This is a genomic window from Amycolatopsis sp. NPDC051071 (assembly GCF_040682875.1).
GTDB lineage: Bacteria > Actinomycetota > Actinomycetes > Mycobacteriales > Pseudonocardiaceae > Amycolatopsis.
In genome coordinates this window covers 1-18,624 of the sequence record NZ_JBFBBY010000094.1, presented here as the reverse complement: position 1 = coordinate 18,624, position 18,624 = coordinate 1, and the positions used below count along the sequence as shown (strand labels likewise).

Below are 18,624 nucleotides of genomic sequence, written 5' to 3'. Positions count from 1 at the left end.
TCAGTCCTCGGCACGCCGCCTGCGCCGCGGGGTGGACTCGTTCGCGCCGTTGGCGGCGAGCAGGTCCATCACCGAGCGACCGGACGCGTGGGACCCGGCGGCCGGCGTCTCCGGACGGCTGTGCGACGACCCGCTGTGGGACGGCGCCTCGTCTTCCGGCTTCGACCGGTGACCGCCGTGGCGGCCCCCCGAGGATTCGGTGCCCTGCCAGGCGGGCGGCTCCCCTTCCGGACGACGGCGACGGCCGCCCCCGGTGGGCTCCGGCACGTTCGGCGCCGGGGTGAGCGAGGCCGACGAGTCCTCCGCCGCCCGGCGACGGCGTCCGCCGGGCCGGGTCTGCATGCGGACCTCTTCGGGCAGCGTCGTGTTGACCGCGGGCGGCTCCTCGCCGCCGCCGCCGTGCCGCGACGGCGTCTCAGCGGCCGGACGGCGCGCAGGCTCGGGCTCCGGCGTCCGGACGGGCTCGGCTCGGCGCGGCGGTTCGGCGCGGCGCGGCGGCTCGGACATGGCCGGGAGCGAAAGCGGCGTCGGGGTTTCCGGCTCGCGACGAGGCTCCGGACGCGGCAGGGACGCCGACGGCTGGGGCTGCTTCGGCGGCGCGGGGCGCAGCCTGTCCTGGAAGTCGTCCTTCTTGGGGAACGCCGCGCTCAGGTCGGAAACCGGGCGCTCCTGCGTCCATGACGGCTTCCACTCGCCGGTGGCTTCCATCGGCTCCGCCTTGGCGGCGGGCTTGTTCGCGGGTGGCGGCGTGCCACCGGCTGAAAGGGGCCGTTCGACCGGCTTCATCCCCGGCCGGGTCAGGCCGAGTTCACGGTTCGGCCGCGGACGGTCCGGCTCGACCTTCTTGACCGGCTTCGCCTGCGCGGCGGGCTTCACCGGCGGTGTCTGCTTACGGATCTGCTCCTCCGGCCGCGGCGCGGGCGGGCGCTGCACGGTGCCGGCGTCGAGGCGCTGCTGCAGCGACGGCTGCTGCGGACGGCGCTGGGTTTCCGAACGCTGAGGTTCCGGGCGCTGAGGTTCCGGGCGTTGGGAGTCGGGGCGCTGGGAGTCCGGGCGCTGGGGCTGCCGGGCGACGGTGGGCATCGACGGCTGCGAGACCTCGGCGCGTGAGACGCCGGGCATCGACGGGCGGGACACCTCGGCCGGGGTCACCGGCGGCGGGGTTTTGCGCTGGGCGTCGACCCTCGGCATCGGCCGGGAGATCTCGACGGGAGACATGCCGGGGTTGGACATTTCGAGCCGCTCGCGGCGGGCGGCTTCGGCGGCGAGCGCCTCGGCGGCCTTCGAAGCGCGGGCGTCGGCCTTGCGCATGCTGCGGCGAGTGGATTCGTCGACCGGCTTCGGCCGGGGGACCTGGTTGCTCTGGCCGTAACCGTTCGAGCCGTGGCCGTTCGAGCCGCTGCCATTCGAGCCGTTGACGCCGCTGCCGTTGACGCCGTTGCCGTTCGAGCCGTTGACCTGGCCGTTCGCGGGTTTTCGGCGGGCGGCGGGCGGCGTGTTCGCCCGTGCGGACGCCGGTTCGAGGACGCGGTCGATCATCTCGGTCGGGCGTTCCCGCCCGAGGTCACGTTCGTCGACGTCGATCGTGGTGCTCTTGGCCGCCATCAGCTGGGGTTTGCCGTTGCCGTTCTCGGAACCGGCGCTCATCAGCTGTTTGTTGTCGAGGGAACGCATCCGGGTGGCCTGCGCGGTGAGCGCGACACGTTCGAGGAGGACCTCGCCACCGCCGAAGAGCGACTGGAGGCTCTCGCGAAGAGCGGTCACCTCGGCTCTGAGAGCTTCGAGCTCGTCTTGGGAGCGGCTGTCGGCGACTTGCCGGTTCTCCGCTTCCATCTCCAGCTCGAACTCGCGGCGGGCGGCGATCTCGCGTTCCAGCTCAAGCTCGTAGACGGCCTGTGCCTCGGCGACGGCGTCCTCGCTCTGTGAAACGTGCTTGCGGTAGCGGACCGCCAGGAACGCCCCGATCAGGGCCGCCCACAGCGCCGCGACGATACCCAGCCGCAAGTAGCGGAGGTCATCGGAAAGCACCAATGCGAGAGTCGCGCCGACGGCGAGAACCAAGCCGACGACAAGCCACGGCCTACCCGCAAGGCGGCCGCGCGAGTCGTCACCCACCCCGGTCATGCCCAACACCGTACCTTCTAGTAATCCGAACGAGACCTAGTCGGTACTTCGAGCGGTGCCTCTCAAGCGTTAACCGGTCGGCTCGGGATCGCGGTCCCGATCACTTCCCTCGGGTGTCCGGCAGCAGTGTTCAAGCCACAAAGCCGCAGCTACCAGGGCCGCCGAGCTGACGATCCCGGCCGTCGCCGAGCGGAGGTCACCGTTCGCCGCGAGGAGTTCGTCACGTCGCGGAAAAAGATACGCGAAGGCAGCCAACCAGACACCCGTCATGGCCGATCCGGCGAGCGAAGACGCCTTCGCGAGGGCCACCGATCGGGCGACAGAGATCGCGGCGAGCACCCTGCCCTCCTTGATCCGCGAACGAATGATGAAGGCGAGTACGGCCTCACAGAGCGCGAGCACGAACAGCGTCACTCCGGCGAAAAGCGGGAGCGCGGGGATGGAACCGTAGGCGATCTGGAAGAGCAGGTAGGCCAGGACCAAGCCCAGTAGGCCGGCCACCACCAGCTCGCGTGGCCGGGTGAAGTGCATGGTTCAACGCTACCTGGCAGGCTTGACTCTCCACCAACTGGAGAGTCGACGATGAGGCATATGGGCACCGCAGCGGTTTTCACCATCGGGGAGCTGGCCAAACGGACCGGCCTGCCGGTGAAGACCATCCGCTTCTACTCCGACGAAGGACTCCTGCCGCCGACGGACCGCACGAATTCCGGCTACCGGCTCTACGACGCGACCGCGATGGCGCGTCTGGAGCTGGTCCGGACGTTGCGGGAACTCGGGCTGGGCCTCGCGGACGTCGAGCGGGCGCTGACCAGGGAAGCGACCATCGGGAACCTCGCGGTCCAGCACGTCGCGGCCCTGGATGAGCAGATCCGGCGGCTGGAACTGCGCCGCGCGGTTCTGCGAGCGGTGGCCAAACGGGACTCACCACTGGAGGAGGTCGAACTGATGAACAAGCTCGCATCGATGTCGGACGAAGACCGCAAACGTTTGCTGGACGAGTTCTGGGCGGACATGGTCGAAGGGCTCGAACTGGACCCGGAGTTCTACGAGCGGATGCGCTCGGCGAAACCAGAACTACCCGACGACCCGACGCCGGAACAACTGGAGGCGTGGATCGAGTTCGCCGAACTCGTGCAGGACGACGAGTTCCGCGCGTCCATCCGCCGGATGAGCGAGTGGCACTCGAAGCTCCGGAAGGAGGACGGGGCCGACTTCGGCGAGAAGCAGCAACAGCTATGGGTGGCGTGGAGCGAGAAGGCGACAGAAGCGCTCGAAGCCGGTCTCGCGCCGGACTCGGCTACGGGCCGGGAACTGGCCGAGACGATCTTCGCGCAGTCTTCGCGGAACGGACGCGACTCGGCGGACCCGGCCTGGCGGAAGCGCCTGGCCGACGGGATGGCGATCAGCTCGGACCCTCGCGCCGAACGGTACTGGGCGCTACTGGGAAAGATGAACGGCTGGCCCTCGTTCCCCTCGCAGATGCGGCAGGCCGAATGGATCATCGCCGCCCTTCGCGCCTCGCTGGGGTAGCAAGGGACCTTTGCTATCACTTTCGCTCACCGCCCGTCCCGCAATTCGTCCTCTAGTTGCGATGGTTCGTATCGCCAACTACCGCAACTAGAGGACTAGTTGCGGGGAGGGGCGGGGCCCACGAGGGTGTCGGGCCGGGCTGGTCGCGAGTGGCACATCCGCGTGAGCCGCATTTGGCGATGTCCCCAATGTGGCATTGGGGACACTCAGCGGCTCCAATGCCACATTGGGGACATCGGCCGACGGCGCCAAGCCGGGCCACGCCTTGACTGTCCGCAAAGGACGCTCTTTGGCTGCAGAATGCCCGATTCATGCCCATATGTACGGTTAGCGATGGGGGTCGTGAGTGATGTGGAGGGTTAGAACCCTCCATATCACTCACGACCCCCTCCGGAAACCGCGCGAATTGCTCAAACCGGACACCCGTATCGGGAAGAGTGTCCTGTGTGGATAGTCCAGGAGCGCCGGGACACTGGCGAGCCCGCTGCCGCCGCCAAATCCGCCACGCCACCTTTGCCCTACCCCTCAATAACCCGAATCGCCACTCACGACCCCCTGCCCCTTCGCGGGGGTCAGGCGAGGGTGAGGGTGGTCCGGCGCACGGAGGCGACGTCCGCGCAGGGGCGGGCGGCGAGGAGGTCGGCGACGGGACCGTGGCCGGGAAGTACCGCGGCGGGCTCGATCTCCAGCCAGGGGATCAGCACGCTCGCGCGCTCCGGCGTGCCGGGATGAGGGAGCCGCAACTGGGGGTCGTCGGAGCGCACCCCGTCCACGGTCACCACGTCGACATCCAGTGTGCGCGGGCCCCAGCGGAGTTCGCGCACGCGCTCCGCGGCCTGCTCGGCCGCCTGCCCGGTGCGCAGCCAGTCCCAGTGGTCGCGCGCCGGGTCGTCGACGAGGACGACGGCGTTGAGGAAGTCCGGCTGGTCCTCGACACCCCACGCCTTCGTTTCGTACACCGAAGACACGGCGACGAGCGCGGGCCGCACGGCGTCGACGGCGAGTTGGAGGAACGCGAGCCGGTCCCCCAGATTCGACCCGAGTGACAGGAGCGCGCGGCTCATCGTTCTCGCCGCACCGTCACCGCGACGTCGTCGAAGTTCAGCGGGATCGGCGCGGCCGGTTTGTGCACCGTCACCTCGACGGCGGTCAGCCGGTCGTCGCGCAGCACCTCGTCGGCGATCTTCCCGGCGACGCTCTCGATGAGGTCGTACGGTTCCCCCGCCACGATCCCGGCGGCGAGTTCGGCGAGTTCGCCGTAGTGCAGGGTCTTGGTCAGGTCGTCGGAGGCGGCGGCGGGGCCGAGGTCCAGCCACACCACGACGTCGACGACGAACTCCTGCCCGTCGCGCTTCTCGTGGTCGAAAACCCCGTGCCTGCCGAAGACCCTCAATCCGGTCAACGTGATCCGGTCAGACAACGGGACTCCCCTTTCGCCAAGCGGCCGCGACGGTCACCGCGTCGATACTCGCGCCGACCTCGTGCACCCGGACACCCCACGCCCCGGCCGACGCCGCGAGTGCCGACACCGCCGCGGTCGCGTTCTCACGGCCGCCCGGCGGAGCGGGTGTGCCGTCCTTTCCGGACAGAAGGCGGCCGAGGAAACGCTTGCGCGATGCCCCGACGAGTACGGGGAAACCCAGTGCCAGAAAGGAATCCAGCCCGTTCAACAGTGCCCAGTCGTGTTCCGCGTTCTTCGCGAAACCGAGCCCAGGGTCGAGCACGATCGCACCGGGGTCGACCCCGGCCGCGACAGCTTCGTCCACCCGGGACAGCAGTTCGGCACGGACGTTCACGACAACGTCCTCATAGGACGCCAGCGCGTTCATGTCCTTGCTGTGCCCGCGCCAGTGCATCAGGACCCACGGCACGCCGGTTTCCGCCGCGACCTTCGCCATGTTCGGATCGGCCAGCCCACCGGAGACGTCGTTGATGACCGACGCGCCCGCCTCGATCGCGGCGGTCGCGACTTCGGCACGGGTGGTGTCCACCGACATCGCGACGCCATCGGCCGCCAGCGAGCGGATCACCGGCAGGATTCGGGAAATCTCGGTATCGGCGTCCACTCGGGACGCTCCGGGGCGGGTCGACTCACCGCCGACGTCGATCAGGTCCGCGCCGCGTGCCCACATCCCGCGCGCGTGCTCCAAGGCCTGGTCGACGCCGAGGTAGCGGCCGCCGTCGGAGAAGGAATCGGGCGTGACGTTCAAAATGCCCATCACCGCGCAGCGGCCGGGCCGGGGAAGGGCGGTCATCGACGGCCCTTGATGAGGTCCAGCGCTTCTGCCCGGGAAGACGGCGAAGACTGCAACAAGCCACGCACGGCCGACGTCGTCGTCCTGGCGCCGGGTTTGCGGATGCCACGCATGGCCATGCAGAGATGCTCGGCCTCGACCACGACGATCACGCCGCGGGGATTGAGCTTGCGCATGAGCGCGTCGGCGACCTGCGAGGTGATGCGTTCCTGGACTTGCGGGCGCTTGGCGTAGAGATCTACGAGCCTGGCCAGTTTGGACAGGCCGGTGACCTTGCCGTGGCTGTTCGGGATGTAGCCGACGTGGGCGACACCGTGGAAGGAGAGCAAGTGGTGTTCACAGGTTGAAAACATCGGGATGTCGGTCACCAGGACGAGTTCTTCGTGTGCCTCGTCGAAGGTGCGGTCCAGGACGTGATCCGGCTCGGTGTAGAGACCGGCGAACATTTCCCGGTAAGCGCGGGCGACCCGGGCGGGGGTCTCAAGGAGACCGTCCCGGTCCGGGTCCTCACCACAGGCGAGCAGGAGTTCGCGTACGGCTTTCTCGGCCCGATCCTGGTCGAAGACCGGGCCCGCGCCGCTATCGCTTGTTGTCGTCCTGCCCGTCGGATTCACGCCGCTGCTGTCCTTCGTCCTGCTGCTGACCGCCGGCCTGACCGGGCTGGCCGCTGAACCAGTCGTCACGCGGACGGTCTTCGGCGGGACGCCAGGGCTGGCTCGGCTGGGTGCCCGGCTGCGTGGCCGGGGTCCATCCGGGAGGAGCCCCGTAGTTCGGCGGGCCGCCAACGGGCCCACCCTGGTAACCGCCTGCCGGACCGCCCGGCTGCTGCCCACCATATGCCTGGGGCCAGTGACCGGTGCCGTTCGGCCCACCGTTCGGGCGGCCACCGTTGGGGTAGGCGCCCGGCTGCGGCGGTGCGTACGGGTTCGCGTTCGGGTCCGGCGGCGGAGCCGGGGTCGAGTACGGCGGACCACCGGGGAGGTCGCCGCCGCCCTGCGCGGTACCGACCGGGGTCGGCGCCGGCTGCAGCACCGGCTGCTCCTTCTTCTCCTGTGGCGGGGGCCACGGCTCGCCGCGTTCCATCGCCAGTTCGCCCGGGGTCTTGATCGGCGGCTTGTCCGACGGCTTCCGCTCGCCGAACTCGTTGAAGATGGTGATGTGCGGGCGCTTCTCAACGGACGCGAAGATCCGCTCGAGGTCCTTACGGGTCAGCGTCTCCTTTTCGAGGAGCTCGATGACCAGCTCGTCCAGCACGTCGCGGTAGGTGCTCAGCACGTGCCACGCCTCGGTGTGCGCGGTCTCGATGAGCTTGCGCACCTCCTCGTCGATCTCGTGCGCGACCTCCAGCGAGTAGTCCGCCTGGCGACCGGCCGAGCGGCCGAGGAACGGGTCACCCTGTTCCTGACCGTATTTGACCGCGCCGAGCCGGGCACTCATACCGTATTCGGTGACCATCGCGCGGGCGATCTTCGTCGCCTGCTCGATGTCGGAGGAGGCACCGGTGGTGGGCTCGTGGAAGACGAGCTCCTCCGCCGTCCGGCCACCCATCGCGAAGACCAGGCGCCCGATCATCTCCGAGCGGGTCATCAATTCCTTGTCGTCCTCCGGGACGAGCAGGGCGTGCCCGCCGGTGCGCCCACGCGGCAGGATCGTCAGCTTGTAGACCGGCTCGATATCCGGCATCGCCCACGCGGCGAGCGCGTGCCCGCCCTCGTGGTAGGCCGTGATCTTCTTCTCCTTCTCGGAGATGATCCGGCTCTTGCGGGCGGGGCCGCCGACGACGCGGTCGACGGACTCCTCCAGCGCGGCGTCGGTGATCACGTGCCCGTTCTCGCGGGCGGTGAGCAGCGCGGCCTCGTTGAGCACGTTCGCCAGGTCGGCGCCGGACATGCCGACGGTCCGCTTCGCGAGACCGCTCAGGTCGGTGCCCTGCGCGATCGGCTTGCCCTTGGCGTGCACCTCGAGGATCGCCCGGCGGCCGCGCATATCCGGTGCGGACACCGGGATCTGGCGGTCGAACCGGCCGGGGCGCAGGAGCGCCGGGTCGAGGATGTCGGGACGGTTGGTCGCGGCGATCAAAATGATGCCGCCGCGAGCGTCGAAGCCGTCCATCTCGACGAGGAGCTGGTTCAGGGTCTGCTCGCGCTCGTCGTGCCCGCCGCCGAGGCCGGCGCCGCGCTGGCGGCCGACCGCGTCGATCTCGTCGACGAAGATGATGCAGGGCGCGTTCTGCTTGGCCTGTTCGAACAGATCGCGGACACGGGAGGCGCCGACACCGACGAACATCTCGACGAAGTCGGAGCCGGAGATCGTGTAAAACGGCACGCCTGCCTCGCCGGCGACGGCTCGTGCGAGCAGCGTCTTACCGGTACCGGGCGGCCCGTAGAGCAGGACGCCCTTCGGGATCTTCGCGCCGAGTGCTTGATATCGCGCCGGATTCTGCAGGAAGTCCTTGATCTCATACAGCTCTTCGACGGCCTCGTCGGCGCCCGCGACGTCCCCGAAGGTCGTCTTGGGCATGTCCTTGTTGAGCTGTTTGGCCTTCGACTTGCCGAAGTTGAGGACGCGGTTCCCGCCACCCTGCGCGTTGTTCATCATCCACATCAGCAGACCGAGCACCAGCGCCAACGGGATGGCGAAGATCAGGATCTGGGTGAGGACGTTCTGCTGGGTGACCTTGGTGGTGAACTTGACCGGGTTGTCACCGCTCTTGAGGGCGATGAGCTGCCCGTAGACGGTGCCCGCGACGTTCGCCGGGTACTGGGCGATGATCTGGTCGACCTGCTGGCCGTCGACCTCGATCTTCTTGTTCAGCAGCAGCTTGATCTGCTGCTCCTTGTCCTCTTGCGAGGCTTCCTTGACGTTGTTCGCGGTGATCTGCTGATTCGCGATCGAGATCGGCACCTGGGTATAGCCACGATCACTGTCGAAGATCGTGTTGTATGCGAGAAACGCCAGTACCGCCGCGAGAATCCAGAGCACTGGGTTCTTGAGCACGCTCTTCCGGTTCATACGACTCGGCCCTGGTGGCCTCGACCCTTCCTGGTTGGGCGGCTCCTGTGATACCCGCCAGCACGATCTTGACGACCCATGGTGCTCCGACACCCGCCCCTCAGGATACCGCCCGCCTGGCCGGACGAGGGTGGTGAGCCTCTCGGACGTCAACGCCCGAAGCTACGCGAGGGTTCCCGGAGCGTGAACGAGGTGGTCACCCTAGCGTGTGCCGACCGCCACACCGGTGACCATTTCGCCCAAACGCATGCGAAGCGCCTTGATGTCGGCGGGTGAGACGGTGACCCACTCACGTCCGTCCGGGCCGGCCTGTGACGTGCTGAGGTAGCGCCCGCTCGCGGTGTCGAACCAGCCGAGGACACGCGAACGCTGCTTGGCGCCGACGTGGGAACGGCTGTTCGCGGCGAGCTGACCGCCACGCAGGCGCGGCTGACCGGTGAGCTTGCCGAACGCCTCACGAGGGTCCGCGGTGACGCGTTCGCTGAGTGAGACGCGGGCCTTCTCCTTACGGCGGATCTTCGCCGCTTCGGGCTCTTCGGCCTGCTTCGCCGCGTTGACTGCGGCGCGGATCGGTTCGGTCCGGCGGGCGTCGTCTATCGGCAGCGTGACGGAGGCCTCGGAGCCGCGCCGTCCGGGCGGGAGCAGGTCGACGACCGCGGTCGGGAGCCCGTCAGCAGGCGCCTCGCGCAGCCAGACGCCGCTCTGGTCCTGGATCGCGAGTACGCCGGTGCGGCCGTCGGTGGCGCCGAGCAGGGCGATCGTCGGGGCCTGGAATTCGGGGATGTGCAGAGCGTCGATGGTCAGCGAGCCGCGGGCGAGGAGGTACAGCCAATCCTCGATCGTCGGCTCCAGCCTGCCGCGGCTGTCTCGGATGCCGCGAGCCCTGAGTTCGACGTCGGTGCGGTTGCGCAGTGCCCGCCGCTCGGCCTCGGTCGCGCCATGCGAGCGCGAGCGCAGCGGGTACGGCAGGTCGCCGAGCTCGGCGGACTCCCAGAGGAAGTCGAACGCCATCGGCGTGAAGTGTTCCTGATGCATTGCTCCGTGCCCTCCCGGCACCTTGGCGCGTGCTGCGGGGCCTGTGCGCGGCTGGTCGCTGTGCGTCAGGACACCCTGGGTTCACGATAGCGAAGGGGTACGACAGACGACGGGTGGATGGGCGATGAAGGGGACTTTCCTTGCACGGGGTTGACCGCGCGGAAGCGACCAGGTCAGCGCGCGACGGTGGCGTCCGCGGCGATCTTCCCCAGCATTTCCGTGAGCCGGTACCGCAGGGTCGCCGGGTCCGCGGGCGCGATGGTGATCCAGTCGCGGCCGTCCGAGCCTCGGGTGGCCTGGGTGAAGTACCGGCCCGACTGCGTGTCGAACCAGCTCAGCACCGAAGACCGGCTCCGCGTGCCGTGGCGGCTCCGCGCGTTGGCGCCGAACTGGCCGCCGCGCAACCGCGGCTGCGCCTGGAGCCGCGAGAGGGCTTTGCGGTCCTCGTCGGACGTCACCGAGCCGTCGACCTGCGGCTGGCGACGCTGGAGGAAGTCCGCCCCCGAAGCGCCGACGAGGCCGTCCAGCGGGAGGGTGATCGACTTCTCCGTGCCGCGCGAGCCTGGCGGCAGGAGGGAGACGATCGCGCTCGCGAGGCCGTCCGGGGCGATGGGGTGGAAGTGGAAACCACGCGGGTCCTGCACGGTCAGGAGTCCCTGCGCGCCGAGCATCGACGCGACCGCGAGCAGCGGCTCGGTGTTGGGGTTGTTGAGCTGGACGCAGTCCACGCTCAGATCCGGCCTCGCGAGGACGCCGAAGTAGTCTTCGAGATGGGGTTCGGGACGACCTCGGTCGTCCGCGAGCGCGCGCTGGTTCAGTGACTGGAGTGTCTGCTTCCGCAGGGCGCCGCGCTCGTCCACCGTCGCCCCGTGCGAGCGGAGCCGCAGCGGATACGGCGGCTCACCAGCGTTCGCGGTCTCCCAAAGGAAGTCCATTTCGACCGCGGTGAGCAGTTCACCGTTCGCCATATCCCGCCCCCATACAGGTCAGCGGGCGCGCGGCCGGATCGGCCGCGCGCCCGGTGAAAACCGGTCTAGCGATCGTCGTCTTCGGTCCAGGCACCGATGACCGGCGGCGGCGTCGCCTCGTTGGCGCCGAACGCGTCGTCCGGGTCGGGCTCGATGAGGAACGACGCGTGCGTGTGCTCCTCTTCCTGCTCGGCCTGCGCGCCGTGGGCACCCATGCCCATGCCACCGCCCATCCCCTGCATCGGCGGAGTCGCGCCGCCACCGATGGTGCCACTCGAGTTCACGATGCCCTGCTGCGGCAGTGCCTGCGACGCGGCGCTCTGCGCGGGCGCGTTGTCGGTCGCGGCCGCGTCGGTGTTGTCGGTCTCCTTGGCGCCGGACTTGTTGCCCTGCCCGAGTGCCTTGGCACCGGCGTAACCGAGGCCACCACCGAGTGCGGCCGCGGTGAGTGCCTGTCCGATGCCTCCGCTGCCACCGCTCGCCGGGGCGTGCGGGGTCATCGGGGCACCCGTGCCCACACCCGCTCCGGCGGCAAGGCCGGAGCCAGGGGCGGCGCCGGGAACGGCGGCGTTCGCGCCGGGGGTGTAACCGGACTGGGAGAACACGCCCGCGTCCGGACCGCCGTGGACGGCCGCCGAGGAGCCGCCCGGCACGCCGCCGTAGCCGTGCGTACCTGCCAGGACGGGGGTGCCGGAGACGGCGCCGGAGTTCAGGTGCCCGCCGCCGACGTTGCCGACGCCGCCGAACGAGACGTTGTTGTGCGTGGCCGTCGGCTTCATGCCGAGGGAGTCGGGGCCGAAGCTCGGGGTCGAGCTGTCGACCTCGCTCATCTCCTTGGTGTAGGCCTCGAGGAACCTGGCCTGCTCCGCCCGCACTTCCTTGTCCTGGTCGGCGAGCGGCTTCTGATCGGTGATCATGCCGAGCGGACCGGCCGCGAGTGCCTGCCCCATCGCCTTCTCGGGGCTGTAGTCGGTCGGCTTCGGCATCAGCTTGACCTTGGTGGCGGCGTCAGCCTGCTTCTGCAGCCTGTCCGACATCGTGGTCGCGGCTTCGGAGGCCTGCGAACCCGAGTTCGCGATGGAGACGAGCGCGCCCTGCGCACCGGCGGCACCCTGCCCGATCCAGGCGGCGCCCAGTTCGGAGATCGCGTTGTAGAGGTCGTTCGACGCCTGGCTCAGCTTGGTGCCGTGCGAGCCCCATGACTGGCTGATCGAGGTCGCCGTGCTGGGGTCGTTGCCGAGGTTCGCCTGGTTCCACAGGTCCTGGCTTGACTGGGCGCTCTCCCAGTTCGGCGGATTCGTGATCGCACGGTCGGCCCCGATGTCGAAACCGTCCGAACGGCCGCGGGCGGACGAGACGATGCCCGCGGAATCCGAGTTGTCGCCGAGCTGGACCGGCGTGTTGTTCTGCTCGCCGTAAGAGTCGGCGCTGTGCTTCGGTGGCATGGCTTTCTGACTCCCCCTCAGACGTTCCGGAACGGCTCGGCCGCGGCCTGGTCGATCTCGTGGTACCGGGCCATCGCCGTCACGATGCCGGACTCGGCGGCTTCGTACTGCTGGTACAGGTTCTGGAGCGCGGCCGCGTACGAGTCGCCGCCGCCGTCGGCGCGGTTCGCGACCTTCGCGGCGATCGCGTTGCCGACCGGGTTGTTGCCCAGCTTCGGCGCCTGCGCGAGGTCGCCGGAGCGGTGCAGCAGGGACTCGATGGAGTCCTTGCCGGTGCGGATCTTGTTCAGGACGGTCTGGGCCGCGTCCGGGTCGATACCGACCTGGCCCTGGGCCGCGGCGTTCTTGAACGCGTTCGCGTCCGCCAAGCTGCTGTTCCCCATCTGAGCTCTCTCCGTTTCCCCCGGGCCAGGCCACGACGGCTTTCGTGGCGAAGGTCTTCGCATAGGTTAACGCACTTGATCGCAACCTATGACGCGTTCTCCGTGCTCAGGGTTCCGCATTCCCGCGTTCGCGGGCAAGCGGTTCTCAGGACGTGTAAACGTGCGGGTCCAGCGTTCCGATGTAGGGCAGGTCCCGGTAACGCTCCGCGTAGTCCAGGCCGTATCCGACTACGAATTCGTTCGGGATGTCGAACCCGATGTACTTGACCGGTACGTCGACCTTGACCGCCTCCGGCTTGCGCAGGAGCGAGACGACCTCCAGCGAGGCCGGGTTGCGGCTGGCGAGGTTCTTCAGTAGCCACGACAGCGTGAGCCCGGAGTCGACGATGTCCTCGACGATGAGGACGTCGCGGCCGGCGATGTCGCGATCGAGGTCCTTGAGGATCCGCACCACGCCGGACGACGAGGTCGCCGAGCCGTAGGAGGAGACCGCCATGAACTCGAGCTGTGAAGGAAGCGGGAGTGCCCTGGCGAAGTCGGTCATGAACATCACCGCGCCCTTGAGCACCCCGACGAGCAGGAGGTCTCCCTTCCCCGAACCGGGGCCGTCGGCCGGATAGTCCGCGGCTACCTGCGCGGCCAATTCGGCGATCTTGTCGTTGATCTGCTGCTCGGTGACGAGCACGGAGGCGATCTCGCCTTCGTACAAGGGACGATCCCCTCTAGGTGGTGGACTGGGGTGCTTCGACCGAGAGCCTGCCATGCGCCCGCTTGGCCACCAAGTCGCCGGGTAGCCAGACCCCGCCCTGACCCCGCCAGTTCCCCACCAACGCGTCGACCGATCGCAGGTGGGCGTCGGTGAGTTCGCGGACCCCGGAGTCCAGCAGCCACCTGCGGAGGACGCGGCGGCGCAGTGCGGGCGGCTCGGTGGCGAGCACCGCGACGTCGAGGCCTTCCGCGGTGAAAGCACGCAGATGGACTTCGCCGGCGAGCGTGTCCAACGCCTCGGTGTCCTCGCGCAATTGCGCGGCCGTGCGGGCGAGCGAGGCCGCCACGCCGCCGGAGAGGACATCCTCCAGAAGGGGGAGTACTTCCGTTCGCAGCCGGACACGGGTGAAGCGCGGATCCTCGTTGTGCGGGTCCTGCCACGGTTCGACGCCGAGCGCGCGGCACGCTCGGCGGGTGGTGGCGCGGGTGACGGCGAGCAGTGGACGCCCCCATGGCGGGTCGTGCGGTTTCATCCCGGCGAGCGACCGCGGTCCCGAGCCACGGCCGAGGCCGAGCAAGACGGTTTCGGCCTGGTCGTCGAGAGTGTGGCCGAGCAGGACGAGCCCGCGACCTTCGGGGAGCGCCGAACGCAGTGCGCGATACCGGGCCCGGCGAGCCGCCGCCTCCGGCCCACCCGCGCCCTCGACGTTCACCCGTAAGACTTCAGCGGTGTCGACGCCCAGTTCACGGGCGGTGCCTGCCGCCTTCGCCGCTGTCTCGGCGGAGCCGTCCTGGAGGCCGTGGTCGACGACGAGCGCCCGCACCTTCAGCCCGGCGCGAGAGCCGACGAACGCCGTGGCTTCGGCCAGCGCGAGCGAATCCGCGCCACCGGAGACCGCGACGCACACCTCGTCGGAGGGGCCCTCCGACGTGAGGAAGTCCCGCACGGCCGTCCGTACGGCCGCGATCGCCGGATCCGGTCCGCTCACCCGTGCAGGCGCCGCACCCAGGCAGCCGGATCGGTGATCTCGGCGCGGGTCGGCAACGTGTTCGGCGACGTCCAGACGGCGTTGAAGCCCTCCATGCCGACGGCCTCGACGACGTGTTTGGTGAACTTCGCGCCCTGCTCGTACTGGCGCATCTTCGCGTCCACGCCGAGCAGGCCGCGCAGCACACGGTCGATCAGGCCGCCGCCCTTGCGCCGCGCGGTGAACCGCGACCGGATCAGCTCGACGGTCGGCACGACCTGCGGCCCGACGGCGTCCATCACGAAATCGGCGTGCCCTTCCAGCAGCGTGGAGAGCGCGAGCAGCCGGTCGAACACCGCGCGTTCGCTCGGCGATTGCAGGAGTTCGGCCAGCCCGGCGCCGCCGGCCTTGCCCTTGCCGATCTGCTTGATGGTGTCCGGCAGCCGCCCGACGAGGTCGCTCAGCCCGTCCGCGTCGCGGCCGGCGAGCCCGCCGATCAGGCGCTCGACCTCGTCGGCGAAGTAGTCGCGCAGCCAGGTGACCGCGGTGAACTGCAGCCGGTGGGTGCATTCGTGCAGGCAGACCCACAGCCGGAAGTCGTGGCCGGGGACGTCCATCGCGCGCTGGGCTGCGACCACGTTCGGCGCGACGAGCACCAGCTGCCCCTGCCGGTCCGGCCCGCCGAACGGGTCGTACTGGCCGAGCACGCGGGACGCGAGGAACGCGAGCACCAGTCCGGTCTGGACACCGGCACCACCGGCCAGCACGGGTCCGAGCGGGCCGCCCTGTGCCTGCGGCAGCGCGCGGCCGGTGAGCGCGTCAAGGCCGGCGGCGGCCGAGCGGACCCAGCCTGGTCTGTCGACGACCTCGGCGGGCAGCAACGGCAGGTCGAGGCCGAGCCCGGTCAGCTCCCGGACGTGCCCTTCCGCCTCGCTGGTCAGTTCGCGTAGATCGGCGACGGCCTCTTCGGCCTCATCGCGATCGACCACCGGGCCACCACGCACCAGAAGGGCGCCCGTCGAGGCGGCCAGGGACCAGTCGACCATCGAACGTGTCTTGGTCGGCGTTTCCTCACTCACTCTTATGACGCTACCCGCTGAAAGCCCGATTTCCGCCGCGACTTCCTCACGCTCCGATTCCGGTCGCTCACCGAACTCAGCGGCAGCCGCATTTGTGCAGTGTCGCCGCGACGACGTCGAGCGCGGCCCGGCCCTTGTCCTGATCCGAACCCGACGACATCAGCGCGAAGACCAGCATGCGGCCGTCGGTGTCGAGCACCACGCCGGCGAGGGTGTTCACCCCGGACAACGTGCCGGTCTTGCCGCGCACCCAGCCCCGGCCCGCCGAGGAGTTCGGATCGCCGTAGCGCTTCTCCAGCGTCCCGCTGCCACCCGCGACCGGGAGGCCCCCCAGCAGCGGCCGCAGCTTGGCCGTCCTCGGATCCTTGCCGTCCGGCGCCGCCGCGACCGACAGGATCTCGCTGAGCACCTTTGCCGGGATCTTGTTCTGATCGGACAGACCGCTGCCGTCGTTGAGCTGGACACCGGAGAGACCGAACCCGGCCTGCTTCAGCACGTCCATCGTGGCCGCCGCGCCGCCGGTGAACGAGGGCTCGCCGCCCTTGGCGAGCGCGATCTGCCTGGCCAGGACGTCGGCGAGCATATTGTCCGAAAGCTGCAGCAGCGAGTTGGTGAACTCGGTCAGCGGCTGCGACTTGACCTCGCCGAGCACCTTCGCGCCCTTCGGCGCCGTGACGGTGCCGCCTGCCTGGGCTTCGAGCTTCCCCGCGATCTTCTGGGTCAGCGCCGTCCCCGGGTTCGCGATACGGGGCGAGTGGTCGTTCTTCGGGTCGGTGCGGCCGCCGTCGGCCATCACCGGGACGACCGGCGCCATGTAGGTGTTCCCGGCGGCGGTGTCCTCCGGATCCCAGCCCGCCGCCGACGTCGACCCCTTGAACAGGCTGACGTCCAGCTGGACCTTGGAGATCTTCCCGCCACCCGCCTTCTTGACCTGGGCGACGAGATCGTCGACGTGGGCCGCGCCCGGGTACAGCGGCGAGTCGGTGCCCAGCGGCAGCGAAGTCAGCGAAGGGTCGCCACCCGCGACGAGGACGACCGTGCCCGGATCCGCGCCCTGGACGATCTTCGTCGACATCTGCATCCCGTGATCCAGCGACAGCAGTGCGGCCGCGACGGTGAGGAGCTTCGTGGTCGACGCCGGGGTCAGCGGCGTGCCGGAGTTCTTGTCCCAGAGCACGTCACCGGTCGCCGGATCGACGACGACGCCGGTGAGCGTGCCGAGGTCCGCGGAACCGGCGGGCCCCTTCAACGCGGCTGTGAGACCCGCTTTGCTCGGCGCGACACCGTTGATGTCCGGGCCGTGGAGGACTCGGGTGACACCGGCGGGCTTCGGGATGTCGCCCTTCGGCGCGTTCGGCGCCCAGGGCAGGCCGAGCCGGTTCGACACCTTCGGCATCGCGGCGGCCCCACCCAGCCCGGCGAGCAGCAGCACCACGATCACGCTCGTGATCACCAGGACCTTGCGCTTTTTGCGCTTCTTGGGCTTCGGCGCGGGCGCGGCTTCGGTTTCGGCGGCCGGGGGTTCTTCCGACGGCGGTTCCGGCTGCTGGATGCCGACAGTGGCTTCGGAGTCGAAGCGCTCTTCGGACGGCTCGATGCGGACGGGCCGCGCGAGCGTGTTCGCGGACGGGACCTGCGCAGGTCGCGGCGGGTCGATCCGGTTCTGCTCGGGACGGCGCTGGGGCTCCTGGCGCTGAGGTTCCTGGCGTGGGAAATCCTGGTGCTGGAGTTCTTGGTACTGGGTCTCTTGGTACTGGGTCTCCTGGTACTGAGGCTCCTGGCGCTGGGATTCTTGGCGCTGAGGCTCCTGGTACTGGGTTTCCTGGCGCTGGGGCTCCTGGCGCTGGGGCTCCTGGCGCTGCTCCGGCCTCGACGGCTCGGGAGCACGGGCCGGGGTGGGAGCGCCTCGGTCGAACTGGTCCCAGTCCGGCTGTTCCGCGTGCTGCGGCTCGACCGGTTTGACGAAGACCGTCTTCGGCTCCTCGGGCTCCTTCGGCGCGACAGGCGTCGCCGGTTCGAAGGCGGACCACTTCGGCGTCGGGGTCTTGGGGACGTCCGGTTCGTCGTCGACGTCGACGACCGGGTTGAACCAGGAACCACTCTTAGGTGTGACCTTGGGCACGGCCAGCTCTTCGGTTTTGCCGTTCGCCAGGCCGGAGACGGGCAGCCAGGCGGTGGCCTCGCCGTCCCCCTTGGTGCCCTTGGGCTCGGCGGATGAGGTGTCGTGATCGTCCGACGGCCAGCTCAGGTCATCGTTTTCCGGCACGCAACACTCCTTCATCCACCGCCCGGGGAAGGGGCCAAGCTCACATACGACCACATCGATGCGACCGCCCGGGCCCCCGTGGTCCACACTAGTGAAGACAAGACGATGATTTCGGTGAGCCGTCCGCGACGGCGGGGCGTACCAAAGACGAGAGCAGCGAGGCCGGCGTGGAATTCGACGTCACTATCGAAATCCCCAAGGGGGAGCGCAACAAGTACGAGGTGGACCACAAGACCGGTCGCATCAAGCTGGACCGGACCCTGTTCACCGCCACCCAGTACCCCGCCGACTACGGCTTCATCGACGACACCCTCGGCCAGGACGGCGACCCGCTCGACGTGCTGGTGCTCGTCCAGGAGCCGACCTTCCCTGGTTGCTTGATCCGCTGCCGTGCGATCGGCATGTTCCGGATGACCGACGAGAAGGGCCCGGACGACAAGGTCCTGGCAGTCCCGACGAACGACCTGCGCCTGGAGCACCTGCGCGACATCCACCACCTGAACGAGTTCCACAAGCTCGAGATCCAGCACTTCTTCGAGGTGTACAAGGACCTGGAGCCGGGCAAGAGCGTCGAGGGCTCGAGCTGGGTCGGGCGTGCCGACGCCGAGGCCGAGATCCACCGTTCGTTCGAGCGTGAGACCGACCGGCTGGCCAAGGAGGCCGTCGACGGTCCCGCGGCTCACTAGCTTCGCGAGCCGAAGGGGCCCTTCACCGCATGGTGGAGGGCCCCTTCGTCGCTCACGTGCCCCACTTACGCAAGTAGTCGACTACTTGCGTATCTACGGCGCGTGACCTACGGCGCGTGAAGGACCCCTTCCCTCGGCTCAGCCGAGGAAACTCGACCTTCA

The 18,624-nt window shown here is 69.3% G+C and carries 17 protein-coding genes; 2 read left to right on the top strand and 15 right to left on the bottom strand.

Annotated elements, in window-relative coordinates:
• Window positions 1-2,124, bottom strand: coding sequence for a DUF6779 domain-containing protein (locus AB0M65_RS26580; protein ID WP_364032902.1), 2,124 nt, complete (start codon window positions 2,122-2,124; stop codon window positions 1-3).
• A gap of 69 nt (window positions 2,125-2,193) precedes the next feature.
• A complete protein-coding gene (locus tag AB0M65_RS26575; RefSeq protein ID WP_364032899.1) occupies window positions 2,194-2,655 on the bottom strand; it encodes a DUF3180 domain-containing protein in 462 nt (153 codons plus the stop codon).
• A gap of 60 nt (window positions 2,656-2,715) precedes the next feature.
• Here AB0M65_RS26575 and AB0M65_RS26570 point away from each other — a divergent pair, with 60 nt between their 5' ends.
• Window positions 2,716-3,657 carry a MerR family transcriptional regulator gene (locus AB0M65_RS26570; RefSeq protein WP_364032896.1) on the top strand — a complete coding sequence of 314 codons (942 nt, stop codon included), beginning with the start codon at window positions 2,716-2,718 and terminating at the stop codon, window positions 3,655-3,657.
• Window positions 3,658-4,229: 572 nt separating this feature from the next.
• Here the strand turns inward: AB0M65_RS26570 and folK are convergent.
• The 13 genes from folK to dacB all read right to left on the bottom strand — a co-directional run bounded on the left by folK (window position 4,230) and on the right by dacB (window position 17,776).
• The gene (gene folK, locus AB0M65_RS26565; protein WP_364032893.1) at window positions 4,230-4,721 is read right to left on the bottom strand and encodes a 2-amino-4-hydroxy-6-hydroxymethyldihydropteridine diphosphokinase; all 492 of its coding nucleotides are present in this window, start codon (window positions 4,719-4,721) and stop codon (window positions 4,230-4,232) included.
• Window positions 4,718-5,077 (bottom strand): dihydroneopterin aldolase, encoded by a 360-nt coding sequence (folB, locus tag AB0M65_RS26560; protein WP_364032890.1) that lies wholly within the window; start codon window positions 5,075-5,077, stop codon window positions 4,718-4,720. Before folB ends, folK begins: the two co-directional genes overlap by 4 nt.
• A complete protein-coding gene (gene folP, locus AB0M65_RS26555; protein ID WP_364032887.1) occupies window positions 5,070-5,912 on the bottom strand; it encodes a dihydropteroate synthase in 843 nt (280 codons plus the stop codon). The genes folB and folP overlap by 8 nt, the downstream gene beginning before the upstream one ends.
• On the bottom strand, window positions 5,909-6,526 hold the full coding sequence (gene folE / locus AB0M65_RS26550) for a GTP cyclohydrolase I FolE (RefSeq protein ID WP_364032884.1): 618 nt from the start codon (window positions 6,524-6,526) through the stop codon (window positions 5,909-5,911). The genes folP and folE overlap by 4 nt, the downstream gene beginning before the upstream one ends.
• Complete coding sequence (gene ftsH / locus AB0M65_RS26545) at window positions 6,492-8,924, bottom strand: ATP-dependent zinc metalloprotease FtsH (protein WP_364032881.1); 2,433 nt, start codon at window positions 8,922-8,924, stop codon at window positions 6,492-6,494. Before ftsH ends, folE begins: the two co-directional genes overlap by 35 nt.
• Before the next feature lie 201 nt (window positions 8,925-9,125).
• Window positions 9,126-9,959 (bottom strand): ESX secretion-associated protein EspG, encoded by an 834-nt coding sequence (locus AB0M65_RS26540; protein ID WP_364032878.1) that lies wholly within the window; start codon window positions 9,957-9,959, stop codon window positions 9,126-9,128.
• A gap of 173 nt (window positions 9,960-10,132) precedes the next feature.
• Window positions 10,133-10,927: an ESX secretion-associated protein EspG gene (locus AB0M65_RS26535; protein ID WP_364032875.1), complete on the bottom strand. Its 795-nt coding sequence runs from the start codon at window positions 10,925-10,927 to the stop codon at window positions 10,133-10,135.
• 65 nt (window positions 10,928-10,992) lie between these two features.
• On the bottom strand, window positions 10,993-12,372 hold the full coding sequence (locus AB0M65_RS26530) for a hypothetical protein (protein WP_364032872.1): 1,380 nt from the start codon (window positions 12,370-12,372) through the stop codon (window positions 10,993-10,995).
• 17 nt (window positions 12,373-12,389) lie between these two features.
• Window positions 12,390-12,755 (bottom strand): hypothetical protein, encoded by a 366-nt coding sequence (locus tag AB0M65_RS26525; protein ID WP_364032869.1) that lies wholly within the window; start codon window positions 12,753-12,755, stop codon window positions 12,390-12,392.
• A 145-nt stretch (window positions 12,756-12,900) separates the two neighbouring features.
• The gene (gene hpt / locus AB0M65_RS26520; RefSeq protein WP_364032866.1) at window positions 12,901-13,464 is read right to left on the bottom strand and encodes a hypoxanthine phosphoribosyltransferase; all 564 of its coding nucleotides are present in this window, start codon (window positions 13,462-13,464) and stop codon (window positions 12,901-12,903) included.
• 13 nt (window positions 13,465-13,477) lie between these two features.
• On the bottom strand, window positions 13,478-14,452 hold the full coding sequence (tilS, locus tag AB0M65_RS26515) for a tRNA lysidine(34) synthetase TilS (RefSeq protein WP_364032863.1): 975 nt from the start codon (window positions 14,450-14,452) through the stop codon (window positions 13,478-13,480).
• Entirely contained in the window at window positions 14,449-15,477 is a 1,029-nt protein-coding gene (locus AB0M65_RS26510) for a zinc-dependent metalloprotease (protein ID WP_364032933.1), read from the bottom strand. The genes tilS and AB0M65_RS26510 overlap by 4 nt, the downstream gene beginning before the upstream one ends.
• 109 nt (window positions 15,478-15,586) lie before the next feature.
• On the bottom strand, window positions 15,587-17,776 hold the full coding sequence (gene dacB / locus AB0M65_RS26505; protein ID WP_364032860.1) for a D-alanyl-D-alanine carboxypeptidase/D-alanyl-D-alanine-endopeptidase: 2,190 nt from the start codon (window positions 17,774-17,776) through the stop codon (window positions 15,587-15,589).
• Between the two features lie 167 nt (window positions 17,777-17,943).
• Here dacB and AB0M65_RS26500 point away from each other — a divergent pair, with 167 nt between their 5' ends.
• Window positions 17,944-18,462, top strand: a complete 519-nt coding sequence (locus AB0M65_RS26500; RefSeq protein ID WP_364032857.1) for an inorganic diphosphatase — start codon at window positions 17,944-17,946, stop codon at window positions 18,460-18,462.
• The last annotated feature ends 162 nt before the right edge of the window (window positions 18,463-18,624 follow it).